Below are 12,603 nucleotides of genomic sequence, written 5' to 3'. Positions count from 1 at the left end.
ATCAGATACCCGCTTCCTTGAGCTTGGGCTGCAAAGTCGCCCAGGTTGCGACATTGTCGATCTTCACATCATTCAGGATGAAGGTCGGCGTACCCTCGATCTTATATTGATTGTTCGCCGCCTCGACGCCCTTGGCCAGCTTTTCGGCGGCGGCAGTATCGGCCAGGCACTGCTTAGTCTTATCCTCGGCAATCCCACGCTGCTTGGCAAAGTCGACCAGCCCGACGGCGGCGGCCAGATTGCCGAAACGCTGCGCAGGCGGTGCGCTCATCAACGCCTGATATTTGGCGTCGCCCAGCGACTGCGCCTTTTCGAACATGGCATTCTGGTTGGCGAAGAATTGCTCGCTCAGCGGATAGAAGACGTCCTTGCCGCCGCAACGGGCCAGCAGCGACGTGGAAATATCGATCGGATCACGCACGAAGTTGCGGAACTCGAAACTCATCTTGCCGGTGTCCACGATCTTGCGGATCTCTTCCGAAGCCTCCGCCGAAAAATCGCGGCAATGGCTGCAGGTATAGGACCCATATTCGATCAGCTTCACCTTCGCCTGCGGGTTGCCCATGACGAACCCGCCTTCGGGCGTTTGGGTCACTGTGCCGGACCAGCTGGTCCCGGCAGGGGCAGCAACAGCAGCGACCGGTTCTGCGGACGAGTTGTTGGCCGCGTCCTTTTTCCCGCAGGCGGAAAGGGACAGCGAGAGGGCGATAAGGGCAAGTCCGGTAATGGCTTTCACTGTGTGCAGGCTCCGTTGCTCGGGCATCAGGATCAGGGGTTTAGTTTACTGTGCGGCGGCGGGCAATGCGTCGCGCAAGCTGGCCCAGCTCGATCCGTCCACGCGCGTCCCGTTGATGGTGAAGCCCGGCGTGCCGCCAATCTTCACCTTGTTCCACGCCTCGTCGGTCATCGCCAATATCTGCTTCATCGCCGCTGGATTGGCGATGCAGGCGTCAAGCTGCGCAGGCGTGAAGCCGCGCTTGCCCATCAATGTGTAAAGGCCCGTATTGCGCCCGATGTCGCGCAACAGGGCGATCTGTTCGGATGGTTTGGCCGCGCCACGGTCATAGGCCTGCAACTGCTCCATCCAGGCGTCCTGATTTGCAAACAGCGCCTCATGATTGCCAAAGAAGCGTTTAGGCCCGCCGCATCGCGCCAGCAGCGCCGCCGTCAGGTCATATTTGTCACGCACCGCATTGCGCGCTTCCACGCTCACCTTGCCGCCCTTCACATAATCGGCTTTCAGCGGCGCGCTCGCCTCACCCACGAAATGTGCGCAGTGCGAGCAGGTATAGCTTACATATTCTACCAGCTTGGTCGGCGCGGCCGGGTTGCCCATCACATGTCCCCCAATGGGCGACAGCGCGACCCGTGTCGTCCAGTTGACGGCGGGCGCGGCGATCAGCGCGCCGGGGAGGGTGATCAATGCGAGGAGGCCAAGGATTAGCAAGCGCGATTTCGTCATGCGTTCTTCCAATGAAGCGCCGCCCCTGTACGGCAATTGAACGGTTCAGCTGATTTTCGGCAAACCATTGGAATTGACAAGCCCCTGCGCGAGAGACTCCAGAACGGCGCGCAATTCGGGGTCGCCAATGTCGCGCAGCGAATCGCCAAGTTCCACCGGCACCGGCCTTAAATTACGCGGCGGCGGGCGGCGTTCGGGCGTGGAACCGTGCACTTCGCCCTGCTTCATCGCGACCTTCGCCACGGCGGCATAGCCAAAGAAGCGGTTCACCCGATCGATGATGTCGGGGAGCACATGCTGGATCATCGGCGCATGGCCGCTCATCACCGTCAGCTGCAATGTTCCACCCGCCTTCTTACCCACTGGAAAGCGGATCGATTCGGGCGCGGAAATCTCCGCATAATGCTGCCCCACAATCTCGGCCCAACGGGTCACGATGCTTGACTGGACAAAGCCGAACTTGCGGAAAGCCGCTGCGCCGATCTGCGGCATCAAGTCGGCAATCTGGCGTGGGCCGCCGACGCGAGGCCGCTCCGTTGCCGCTTGCGCGCGGCTTTTCAATTTGGGTGTCGCGGGCCGTTCCGTCATGCTCCGCTTAATGGCATAGCGCAGCCATGGACGTCGAGCGGAACCTCATGAAAATCGCAGCAGATCTGCTCGGACATTATGACGTCCATGCCCGCCGCCTGCCATGGCGCGCCCCGCCGGGCGCGAATGCCGCCGACCCCTATCGAGTCTGGCTGTCGGAGGTCATGCTCCAGCAGACGACCGTCGCAGCCGTCGGCCCCTATTTCGCGAAGTTCACCGATCGCTGGCCGACGGTCGGAGCGCTCGCGCAGGCAGAGGATGCGGATGTCATGGCGGCGTGGGCGGGCCTTGGCTATTATGCCCGCGCCCGCAACCTGCTTGCCTGCGCCCGCGCGGTGACGGACCAGCATGGCGGCATTTTCCCGGATAATGAAGAAGGATTGCGCGCCCTCCCGGGCGTCGGTGCCTATACTGCTGCCGCCGTCGCCGCCATCGCGTTCGGCCGCCGCGCCGTAGTGGTGGACGCCAATGTGGAGCGCGTTGTCGCCCGCCTGTTCGCCATCGACACGCCGCTGCCCGCTGCCCGTCCCGCCATCCGCGCCGCTGCGGACAGCATCACGCCCGATGCCCGTGCTGGCGATTTCGCGCAGGCGATGATGGATCTTGGCGCGACCATCTGCACATCTCGCAACCCCGCCTGCGGCATCTGCCCACTGCGGCAGGATTGCGCCGCCTTCCGCACGGCCGATCCCGCTGCCTTCCCGGTCAAGGCCGCGAAGAAGGCGAAACCGCACCGCATCGGCCATAGCTGGTGGATCGAGCGGGCGGACGACCATGTCTGGCTGATCCGCCGCCCGGCCAAGGGCCTGCTCGGCGGCATGCGCGCGCTTCCTTCTTCCGACTGGAGCGACACGCCCGGCGCCGCGCCGCCGCTTGCGGTATCGTGGAAAACGCTGCCGGAACCCGTCGCCCATGTGTTCACGCATTTCTCGCTGGCCTTGACCGTTCATGTCGCTCATGTGGCAAAGGAAAGCATGCCCGTCGGCGAGGGCGAATGGTGGCCGCTCGCCCGCATAGACGAGGCGGGTCTCCCCACCCTGTTCCGCCGTGCGGCGCAAGCAGCGATGAAGGAGAGTGACGCCTATGTTCCCTGACCAGCCCAGCTATGCAGGTGGCCGTCTGGACCGCGCCGATCAAATCCGCGTGAACCCGGACCTTGCGGCGCAGGCTTTTGCAAACGCCGAGGCCCGCTACCTCGTCCTCGACGGGCTCGATCCGGTCACGCAGGACGGCCATCTGCTGATGGAGCCGTTGCCTGCCGACGCTCGGGCCGAAGATTACCTCCTTCTCGGCCTTGATGAAGGGCAGCGCCCGCTGTTCGTCCGCCTGATCGAGGAAGATGGCGGCAACTTCGCCCCCAGCGGCCGCAGCCACGCCATCGTTGCTGAAGTGCCCGCCGATGAAGTCGCCCTTTACGGAGCTGCGCGCAGCCTCGTCCACTGGCATGGCCGCCATCCCTTCTGCTCCGTCTGCGGATCGCGCACTCGGCCGGAAAAGGCGGGCTGGGCGCGTCGCTGCGGCGCCTGCGATGCGGAACATTTCCCCCGCGTCGATCCGGTCGTCATCATGCTGGCCGAATATGACGGCCGCGTGCTGGTTGGACGGCAGCATAGCTGGCCGCAGGGCCTCTACTCCGCGCTCGCGGGTTTCGTGGAACCGGGCGAAACCCTTGAGGAAGCCGTCATGCGCGAGATCAAGGAGGAAGCGGGCATCACCGTTCGTTCCGTCCGCTATGTGATGAGCCAGCCATGGCCTTTCCCTTCGTCGCTGATGATCGCCTGCATTGCGCAGGCTGACGATGATGCGCTCACGCTGGACGAGACCGAGATTCAGCATGCCCTTTGGTGCGACGCGGCCGGAGTTCGCGCGGCATTGGCGGGGGATGCGGACGCACCCTTCACCCCGCCTCCGCCGATGGCCGTCGCTCACCATGTCCTCAAGCACTGGGCCGATGCGCAGGTTGCCCAGCCGGGCTCAAGCGCGTAAGGCCCATGGCCTGACGCCTCACCCCTCAGCAGGAACGCCCCGCACCCATGCTCAGCCTTGAAGAAGCCCAGTCCCGCGCGCAGGATCTGGTGACGGCGGCACGCAGGGCCGGGGCTGACGCGGCCGACGCCATCTATGCCTGCAATGCCTCGACCACGGTTGCGGTGCGCCTTGGCGCGCTGGAGGATGTGGAGCGATCGGAGGGCGAAGAAATCGGCCTGCGTGTCTTTGTCGGCCAGCGCTCCGCCAGCATCGCCGCGTCGGACATGAATCCCACGACCTTGAGCACGCTGGTCGACCGCTCCATTGCCATGGCGCGGGAGGCGCCGGAAGATCCCTATGCGGGCCTTGCGCCCGAAGATCGGCTGCTCCGCGGCGCCTTGCCCGCACTAGACCTTGCCGATCCGAGTGAACCTGAACCCGCGAAACTGCGCGAGCGCGCCCTCGTTGTCGAGGAAGCCGCCCGCGCCGTTTCCGGCGTTACCAACAGCGAAGGCGGCGGCGCATCCAACGGCCGCAGCCAGGTCGCGCTCGCCACCAGCCACGGCTTTGCCGGTGCCTATGCGGGCACCAGCCATTCGACTTGGGCCAGCGTCCTCGCAGGCACTGGGGCGGACATGCAGCGGGACCATGCCAGCCACAGCGTCCGCCATCTGGTTGATCTCGATGATGCCGCGACGATCGGCGCCCGTGCGGGGGAGCGCGCCGTTGCCCGCCTCAACCCCGCCAAACTGGAAAGCGGCGTCCTTCCCATCCTTTTCGACCCGCGCATCGGCTCCAGCCTGCTCGGCCATCTGATCGGCGGCATCGTCGGCCCCGCCATCGCCCGCCGCTCCAGCTTCCTGCTCGATTCCCTCGGGGAGAAGCTGTTCGATAGCGCCATCACCATCATCGACGATCCGCTTCGTCCGCGCGGAATGCGCTCGCGCCCCTTCGACGGAGAGGGGCTGCCGGTCGCCCGCCGTGCCCTGATCGATGCGGGCGTGCTGACGGGCTGGCTGATGGAAAGCGCTTCCGCCCGCCAGCTTGGCCTCCAGCCCACCGGCCATGCCAGCCGGGGCGGCAGCGGCGCGCCCGGCGCGGGCGTAACCAATGCGCATATGGAACCGGGTGACGTCTCTCCTGCCGCCTTGATGGCGGACATAAAGCGTGGCCTCTATGTCACCGAACTGATCGGCATGGGCGTGAACGGCGTCACCGGCGATTATAGCCGCGGCGCTGCTGGCTTCCTGATCGAGGATGGCGTGATCACCCGCCCGGTCTCTGAAATCACCATCGCCAGCCATCTGAAGGACATGTTGCGCGCCCTCGTCCCGGCGAACGACCTTGTATTCCGCTATGGCATGAATGTGCCCACCATTCGCATCGACGGGATGACCGTTGCCGGGGGCTGAGATCGATCTGCGCGCGCTCGTCGGCGCGGTATCGGACGCGGCCGACCGGGCGCTTACCCTCTGGGCGGGCGGCCAGACGCAGGTGCGCCAATGGGAAAAGGTTCCCGGCCATCCTGTGTGCGAGGTAGACCTCGAAATCGACGAAATGCTCCGCCAGAGCCTGAGCGTCATCGATCCCACCGCCGGATGGTTGTCGGAAGAAACCGCCGACACCGTCCACCGCCTCGACCTTGCCCGCGTGTGGGTGGTCGATCCGATCGACGGCACCCGCGACTATTTGCGCGGCCGTCCGGGCTGGGCCGTCTCGGTCGCGCTGGTCGAACATGGCGCGGTGCGCATAGGCATCCTCGCCGCCCCCGCGCGCAACGAATTGTGGCTGGCTCAGGCAGGGCAGGGCGCCGCCCGCAACGGCCGCACGCTGCAAGCAGGCTCCCGCATGATCCTGCCCGGCGCGCGTGTCCCCGCCGACCAACTGCCCCGCCACGACCGCGACCTCATCGCCGTGCATAAGCCCAACAGCATCGCGCTGCGCATGGCGATGGTCGCCGCCGACGAAGCCGACATCGTCGCCACCGTCCGCTGGGGCAATGAGTGGGACGTCGCCGCCGCCGCCCTCATCGCGCAGGAAGCAGGCGCGACCGTCACCGACGCGCTCGGCGTCCCCCTGTCCTTCAACCGCCCGGATCCCACCGCCTTCGGCCTGCTATGCACAGCCCCCGGCATCCATGAAGCAGCGACGCAGCGCCTCGCCCCCCGCGCCCGCGAACTGCTGCGCGATCCGAGCATCGTCCGTTAAACTAACCTCGTCCGGACTCAGGGAGAACGGGTGTTGATAGGACCAGCTTAAAACGGCGTTCCCGGATCGCAGCGCTTCACCACCCCTGCGGGCAACGCCTCACCCAGCCGTTGGCGCACAACCCGTGCCCAGATATGATAGCCCGCCGGGTTCATATGGACGCCATCGGGCCGGTAATTATCGCCCGTCCTGCCATTGGTCAGCAGCGGCGAGGTAATATCGACATAATAGGCCTGCCGCATCCGGGGCAGCAGCCGCTGGGCCGCTGCATTATACAGTTGCTGCGCCGGGAAGTGAGTCCAGCGGCCAGGACTCGGCTTCATCGACAGCACCAGCACCGGCACATCGCCCATTATCTGGCGGCGCAGTTCCAGAAAGGCGGCCAGATTGCGCACCACTTTCCGGACTGGCACGTCGCGCGCAATGTCATTTTCGCCAGCGTAGAGGATGATAGCGGCGGGCCTTGCCTCGCCCCGTACATTGGCGAAGCGCGGTACGATTTCGCCAAAGCCAGTATCATCAATGCCGCGATTATAGGTGACCCACGGCGCCATGTCCCGTTCCAGGCTGGTCCAGCGGCGGATTGAGGAACTGCCGATGAACCAGAGCGCGCAGCCTTCCGCCCGGGGTGGCGCGTCGGGCAGACCGGCGCTCGCATCGCGATAATGCTGAAAAGCAGTCCAGCCACCGAAGATCAGGCAGAAGACGGCCACCGCCATCACCGCCTTTGCAGCCCGCGACTTTTCCAGCCGCTCAAGAGCGCCCATCCCCATCGAAAGTTATAGGTAGAGCATTTTTCGTCCATGAAAAGCAGGAAAACAATCGGTGTTAACTAAGCGGCAAGGCTCGTGACGGCATCGTTCCGATTGGGGCGTACGGGAAATAGCGTGACGAAGAATCCATCGATCGACCTGGCCAAGGGCGTGCTCATGTTGCTCGTCATGGCTGGTCACGCCATGGAACTGGTCGGCGCTCATGGTCTTATTCTGTGGGTAGGATCGGGATTTCGTATGCCGTTGATGCTTGGCATTTCCGGCTACCTCCTGAATGTCGCCCGCATTCGCGGCGGTGGTTTTACCGAGCTCCTGTCCCGTTATGGACGGCGCATGCTGCTGCCCTGGCTTGTCGCGACCATTATCTATCTGATTTCCAGCCAATGGCTCATGTCATGGACCACGCCTTTCGACGTGCTGCTCCGTCCGCCTTTCCATCTTTGGTACGTCCCTATTCTCTTCTTCCTCATCCTTATGACCTGGATGTTGCCCTTCTCGCCACTGATACTGCTCGCCCTCAGCGCGCCTTGCAGTCTGACCATCATGTATGCGTTCGGCCTGGGTCATGGTCCCATCTTCGACGGTCTCTTCGCGCCCGATAGCCGCTTCCTGCGCTACCCAGTCTATTTCTTCTTCGGGATGACGCTTGCGCAGACTGCTTTGCCGCGCCGTTTCCTGGCTCCCACCCTGCTGCTCTGCGGTCTGGGCCTCGCCTGGTGGTCCGGGCTTTATCGCAGCGGTTGGGAATTGGCCTATGTTCCCGCACGCCTGCTGATGTGCCTTGGTCTCATCGCGCTGCTGCCGCTCACGACGGCAGTCAGGCTTGAAGTGCTTCCTTTAAACGCGATTGGCCGCAACAGCCTCTTTTTCTACCTTTGGCACCCGCTGCTGATGGGATCGATGATCCTTACCGGGATCGGTCCCTTCGCAACGTTGGCGCTTTCCATCCTGCTGCTGGCAATCGGCAGCCGCTTTGCCGCGCGCAACAGGCTTGCCGCGCTGTTGTTGGGAGCGACTCCCATGAAGCAGCGCACCCAACAGACTGCTCCCACACCGGCACTCGCAACGCCCTAAAGCTTGCCGTATTTTGCCTCGAACCCGGCAATATCGTCGGCGGCGAGATATTTCGCCTGATCAACCCATTGGTCGCGCACCGGCCGACCCTTGAAAGTACCGAGCTTCGTATCGATCGCCGCGATGTCGGCGTCGCTCCAACTGGCGATTTGCGCATAGCGGGTTACGCCAAGTTCGATCAGCAACTGGTTGAGCTTGGGGCCGACTCCCTTCAATCTCAGCAGATTGTCACGCGCATCCGATGCGGGCGCTACTGCCGGAGCAGCCGCAACTGGCGGTGTCGGCGCGACTACAGGCTGAGGCTCAGCCGCGATTGTCGTGGGCGCAACGACCACCGGTTCTGCGGCGGGGGGCGCTACTGGCGGCTCTTGCCGTTCCACCACGGGGGCACGCTCGGCCGGGGCGTTGTCGATGGGCGTCTTGCGCCCCGCCAGCAGGAATACGACGCCGATCAGGACCAACAACCCAATCAACAGCCACAGGCCATAGTCCATGAAAAATTCCTGCATCACGCTCCCTCCCGTTTTTCAGGCTCTTATCTAAGGGCGCTGGCGCACAATGGGCAAGAGCCTGCGTTGGACGGTCTCAGCGCCCCTCACGCTCAACTTCTCGCCAGCCAATATCGCGGCGGCAAAATCCGGTCGGAAAGTCGATGGCGTCCACTGCGCGATAGGCCGCTGCCTGCGCCTCGCCCACGCTGCTGCCGCTGGCCGTGACGTTCAGCACCCGGCCGCCATTGGCGACCAACACGCCATCCTGGTCCGCCGTTCCTGCGTGAAACACCCGCGCGCCGCCAGATTCCGCGGCTTCGATACCGCCGATCGCGCCGCCCTTTTCCGGCGTGCCCGGATAGCCATTCGCCGCCATCACAACGGTCAACGCGGTGCGGTCAGCCAGCTTTACAGGCCCCTGCTCCGCCAGCCGTTCCTGCGCCACCGCCAGCAACAGCTCGACCAGATCGCCGTCGAACCGCATCATCAACACCTGGCATTCCGGGTCGCCGAAACGCGCATTATATTCGATCAGCTTCGGCCCCTCATCGGTCAGCATCAGTCCCGCATAAAGCACGCCTGAATAAGGCGTCCCCTCGGCAGCCAGCGTCTCGACGGTCGGCCGGATGATCTTCTCGATGACTTCCGCTTCCAGCTCGGGCGTCAGCACCCGCGCGGGGCTATAAGCGCCCATGCCGCCGGTATTGGGTCCGGTATCGCCGTCACCCACGCGCTTATGGTCCTGCGCGGAGCCAAAGGGCAGGATGGCGCTCCCATCGGTGAGCGCGAAGAAGCTCGCCTCTTCGCCCGTCATAAACTCTTCCAAGACTACTTCCGCGCCTGCCGCGCCAAATGCGCCGGAGAACATGTCCTCGATCGCTTCGACGGCCTGATCGCGCGTCTCCGCAATAATCACGCCCTTGCCCGCTGCCAGACCATCGGCCTTGATCACCACCGGCAGGCCAAAGTCGCCAAGCGCCGCGATCGCGCCATCCTTGCTGTGGGTGCGCTCATAGGCGGCGGTCGGAATGTTCGCGCGCTTGCACAGATCCTTGGTGAAGCCCTTGGACCCTTCCAGTTGCGCCGCCTTCTTGCCCGGCCCAAACACCGGATAGCCTTTGACCCGCAAATTGTCGGCCAACCCGTCGACCAGTGGCGCTTCCGGCCCGATCACCACCAGCCCGATCGCATGGCGCAGGCAGAAATCCACCACCGCGCGATGATCCGTGGCATCCAGGTCGACCAATGTCGCATGCTGGGCTATGCCCGGATTGCCCGGCGTTGCATAAAGGGTCTTGAGCGAAGGCGATTGCGCCAGCTTCCAGGCCAAAGCATGTTCGCGGCCACCGCTGCCCAACAGAAGGATGTTCATTTCGCCCATGTCCCCGGAATATGAAGCTGGTTTGGATGCATCGGGCCGCCTGTTAGCCGAGGAAAGGGCGGGGGACAACGCGCCGCCGCTGTCGGTGAGCGAATTGTCGGCCATATTGAAGCGCACGGTCGAGGATCGCTTTGGCCATGTCCGCCTGCGCGGCGAGATTTCCGGGTTCAAACGGGCCGCATCGGGCCATCTCTATCTTTGCCTCAAGGATGACAATGCCGTCATCGACGGGGTGATGTGGAAGGGCGGGGCGCAGCGTCTGCCCTTCGCGCCACAGGACGGCGTGGAGGTGATCGCCACCGGCAAGCTTACCACCTATCCCGGCCGCTCCAAATATCAGATCGTCATAGATCGGATGGAGCTTGCGGGAGAAGGCGCGTTGATGGCGCTGCTCGAAAAGCTCAAGGCAAAGCTGGCGGGCGAGGGCCTTTTCGACCGTGATCGCAAACGCCCGCTCCCCTTCATGCCGCGCACCATCGGCGTCGTCACTTCGCCGACCGGGGCCGTGATCCGCGACATCCTCCACCGTCTGGAGGATCGCTGCCCCACCAATGTCCTGCTCTGGCCGGTGCTGGTGCAGGGGCAGGGTGCCGCCGAACAGGTGGCCCGCGCCGTGCGCGGCTTTTCGGCCATGCAGCCCGGTGGCCCGCTGCCCCGTCCCGACCTCGTCATCGTCGCGCGCGGCGGCGGATCGATCGAGGATCTGTGGAGCTTCAATGAGGAAATCGTAGTTCGCGCCGTGGCGGAATCTTCGATCCCCATCATCTCCGCCGTGGGGCATGAAACCGACACGACCCTTTGCGACTATGCCGCCGACATGCGCGCGCCCACGCCGACCGCCGCTGCGGAAATGGCGGTGCCGGTGCGGGCGGACCTGATTGCGATGCTGACCGAACAGGGCCTGCGCATGAATCGCGCCGTGCGTCGCGGCGCCGCGCAGGCGCGGGAGCGGCTGGAGATGCAAGCGCGGCTTATGCCGTCGCCCGACATGCTGCTCGCTCCCCAGCGGCAGCGGCTCGACCAGCTGTCCGGCGACCTCGGCAACGGCCTGCGCCACCGTGTCGCGGACGCCCGCGCGCATCTGGGGCAAGCCGGCGGCGCCCTCCGTCCCGCGCTCCTGCACCAGCAACTGAGCCGCGCGAAGGAACGTCTGGATCGCCAGCGCCTGCGTCCCGATTATCTGACCCGTGTTTTTCACGACCGCGCCACCGCCTTCGACCGCCTGTCGCGCCTGTTCGTCTCGGTCAATCCCGACCTACCGCTCAAGCGCGGCTTTGCCCGCGTCATGGCTGGTGATCGCCTCGTCAAGACGGTCGATGAAGCCCGTGCGGCAGGCACGGTGTCGCTCCATTTCGACGATGGCGCGGTCGCGGCGACGGTGGAAGGCGGCCCGTCATCGCCAGCCCTTGAGAAGGCGCCGTCGCAAGCTATATCCCCTACATCCCGCCCTTCCCGCAAATCGCAGGAAGGCGGCGAAATCCGCCAGCAGGACCTGTTCTCCTGATGGGCATGAATGTGAAAAAGGCCGCCTGATCCCATGCTGATGTCCAACCGCGATCGCCCGGCCCGCCTCCACTATATGGCCTACAGCTTCCGCGTCCTTCAGGCAGGCGACCATGTCGTTTGCGCCGTCACGGGCCAGCAGATTCCGCTCGACGACCTGCGCTATTGGAGCATCGCCCGGCAGGAACCCTATGCCAGCGCCGAAGCCTCGGCCCAGGCGGAGTTGAAGGCGCGCGGCCTGCGATGAAGTGCTGGGCAGCCGCGCTGTTGCTGATGACCGGCAGTGTGGGCGCAGCGAGCAATCCGGCTCCAGTCCCCGCCGCGAGCATCACCCTTCAAGGCACAGCGCAGCAGGGCGGCACGCTCACCGGCACCACGCCGCCCGCGACGGCGGAATTGCGCCTCGACAATCAACTCGTCCGCGTCGATCCCGATGGCCGCTTCCTCATCGCCTTCGACCGCGACGCCGGGCCGCAGGCACAGCTCACCGCCCGCCTCTCCGACGGTCGCACAATCAACCAGACGATCAGCGTTGCCCCACGCGCCTGGCGGATCGAGCGTGTCAATACGCCGTTTCGCCCGGTGCGCGACAATGAAGCCTTCCTGGCCTTGCGCCGCCCTGAACTGGCACAGATAACTGCCGCCCGCGCGCAGGAAACTGGCGCTCAAGGTTGGCGCCAGCGCTTTGTCTGGCCGCGCGTCGGCCGCATCTCCGGCTTGTTCGGATCGCAGCGCGTCTATCAGGGTGTGCCCGGCGCCTATCATGGCGGCATCGATATCGCCGGGGCGACCGGCGATCCCGTTCTCGCCCCTGCGGACGGAGTGGTGACGCTGGCGGCCGATCACCCGTTCACGCTGGAGGGCAACCTGCTGATGATCGACCACGGTCACGGCCTCAGCAGCGCTTTCCTCCATCTGTCGCGCATCGACGTGCAGCTTGGCCAAGCCGTCCGCCAAGGTCAGCGGATCGGTGCGATCGGCGCCACCGGCCGCGCCACTGGCCCGCACCTTCACTGGGGCTTGCGCTGGAACGACGCGCGGATCGACCCGCTTCTGCTCACCGGACCAATGCCAGCAACTGACTGAGATGCATTTGCGCAACTTAGTGTAACCTGCGGCAATGACAGAGCATCAAAGTTCCGCCCGCCATAAATG

14 protein-coding genes are annotated in these 12,603 nt (G+C 64.7%); 8 read left to right on the top strand and 6 right to left on the bottom strand.

Features of this window, described 5'->3' with window-relative positions; genetic code table 11:
• Nucleotide 1 precedes the first annotated feature (1 nt).
• Genes AC6JBC_RS00525 through AC6JBC_RS00515 form a run of 3 tightly spaced genes read right to left on the bottom strand, consistent with a single transcriptional unit; the run spans nt 2 to nt 2,050 of the window.
• Nucleotides 2-736 carry a thioredoxin domain-containing protein gene (locus AC6JBC_RS00525; protein ID WP_498024791.1) on the bottom strand — a complete coding sequence of 245 codons (735 nt, stop codon included), beginning with the start codon at nt 734-736 and terminating at the stop codon, nt 2-4.
• 45 nt (nt 737-781) lie between these two features.
• Nucleotides 782-1,462 (bottom strand): thioredoxin domain-containing protein, encoded by a 681-nt coding sequence (locus tag AC6JBC_RS00520; protein ID WP_498024789.1) that lies wholly within the window; start codon nt 1,460-1,462, stop codon nt 782-784.
• A gap of 45 nt (nt 1,463-1,507) precedes the next feature.
• Nucleotides 1,508-2,050: a DUF721 domain-containing protein gene (locus AC6JBC_RS00515; RefSeq protein WP_498024787.1), complete on the bottom strand. Its 543-nt coding sequence runs from the start codon at nt 2,048-2,050 to the stop codon at nt 1,508-1,510.
• Between the two features lie 26 nt (nt 2,051-2,076).
• Here AC6JBC_RS00515 and mutY point away from each other — a divergent pair, with 26 nt between their 5' ends.
• From mutY to AC6JBC_RS00495, 4 genes are read left to right on the top strand one after another with little or no spacing between them, the layout of a single operon-like run.
• Nucleotides 2,077-3,144 (top strand): A/G-specific adenine glycosylase, encoded by a 1,068-nt coding sequence (mutY, locus tag AC6JBC_RS00510; protein ID WP_498024786.1) that lies wholly within the window; start codon nt 2,077-2,079, stop codon nt 3,142-3,144.
• Nucleotides 3,134-4,036, top strand: coding sequence for an NAD(+) diphosphatase (gene nudC / locus AC6JBC_RS00505; protein ID WP_498024784.1), 903 nt, complete (start codon nt 3,134-3,136; stop codon nt 4,034-4,036). The genes mutY and nudC overlap by 11 nt, the downstream gene beginning before the upstream one ends.
• Nucleotides 4,037-4,083: 47 nt before the next feature.
• The gene (locus tag AC6JBC_RS00500) at nt 4,084-5,430 is read left to right on the top strand and encodes a TldD/PmbA family protein (protein ID WP_498024783.1); all 1,347 of its coding nucleotides are present in this window, start codon (nt 4,084-4,086) and stop codon (nt 5,428-5,430) included.
• Nucleotides 5,417-6,226 (top strand): inositol monophosphatase family protein, encoded by an 810-nt coding sequence (locus AC6JBC_RS00495; protein WP_498024782.1) that lies wholly within the window; start codon nt 5,417-5,419, stop codon nt 6,224-6,226. Before AC6JBC_RS00500 ends, AC6JBC_RS00495 begins: the two co-directional genes overlap by 14 nt.
• Before the next feature lie 47 nt (nt 6,227-6,273).
• On the opposite strand, the gene AC6JBC_RS00490 is transcribed toward AC6JBC_RS00495, so the two are convergent.
• On the bottom strand, nt 6,274-6,993 hold the full coding sequence (locus AC6JBC_RS00490) for a GDSL-type esterase/lipase family protein (protein ID WP_498024780.1): 720 nt from the start codon (nt 6,991-6,993) through the stop codon (nt 6,274-6,276).
• A 120-nt stretch (nt 6,994-7,113) separates the two neighbouring features.
• Between AC6JBC_RS00490 and AC6JBC_RS00485 the strand changes: the two genes are divergently transcribed.
• Nucleotides 7,114-8,073 carry an acyltransferase family protein gene (locus AC6JBC_RS00485; protein ID WP_498024779.1) on the top strand — a complete coding sequence of 320 codons (960 nt, stop codon included), beginning with the start codon at nt 7,114-7,116 and terminating at the stop codon, nt 8,071-8,073.
• Here AC6JBC_RS00485 and AC6JBC_RS00480 read toward each other — a convergent pair.
• Together AC6JBC_RS00480 and purD are read right to left on the bottom strand one after the other, a co-directional pair.
• Nucleotides 8,070-8,582, bottom strand: a complete 513-nt coding sequence (locus tag AC6JBC_RS00480; protein WP_498024777.1) for a helix-hairpin-helix domain-containing protein — start codon at nt 8,580-8,582, stop codon at nt 8,070-8,072. The two genes, AC6JBC_RS00485 and AC6JBC_RS00480, sit on opposite strands and share 4 nt — an antisense overlap.
• Nucleotides 8,583-8,658: 76 nt before the next feature.
• On the bottom strand, nt 8,659-9,936 hold the full coding sequence (purD, locus tag AC6JBC_RS00475; protein WP_498024776.1) for a phosphoribosylamine--glycine ligase: 1,278 nt from the start codon (nt 9,934-9,936) through the stop codon (nt 8,659-8,661).
• A gap of 7 nt (nt 9,937-9,943) precedes the next feature.
• Between purD and xseA the strand changes: the two genes are divergently transcribed.
• Genes xseA through AC6JBC_RS00460 form a run of 3 tightly spaced genes read left to right on the top strand, consistent with a single transcriptional unit; the run spans nt 9,944 to nt 12,534 of the window.
• The gene (gene xseA, locus AC6JBC_RS00470; protein WP_498024775.1) at nt 9,944-11,449 is read left to right on the top strand and encodes an exodeoxyribonuclease VII large subunit; all 1,506 of its coding nucleotides are present in this window, start codon (nt 9,944-9,946) and stop codon (nt 11,447-11,449) included.
• Between the two features lie 33 nt (nt 11,450-11,482).
• On the top strand, nt 11,483-11,695 hold the full coding sequence (locus AC6JBC_RS00465; protein ID WP_449470660.1) for a DUF2093 domain-containing protein: 213 nt from the start codon (nt 11,483-11,485) through the stop codon (nt 11,693-11,695).
• Complete coding sequence (locus AC6JBC_RS00460) at nt 11,692-12,534, top strand: M23 family metallopeptidase (RefSeq protein WP_498024774.1); 843 nt, start codon at nt 11,692-11,694, stop codon at nt 12,532-12,534. The genes AC6JBC_RS00465 and AC6JBC_RS00460 overlap by 4 nt, the downstream gene beginning before the upstream one ends.
• Nucleotides 12,535-12,603: the final 69 nt, after the last annotated feature.

Source organism: Sphingobium sp. RC1 (assembly GCF_059738765.1).
The sequence above is the reverse complement of the archived record's forward strand: the minus strand, read 5'-3'. Positions and strand labels throughout refer to the sequence as shown.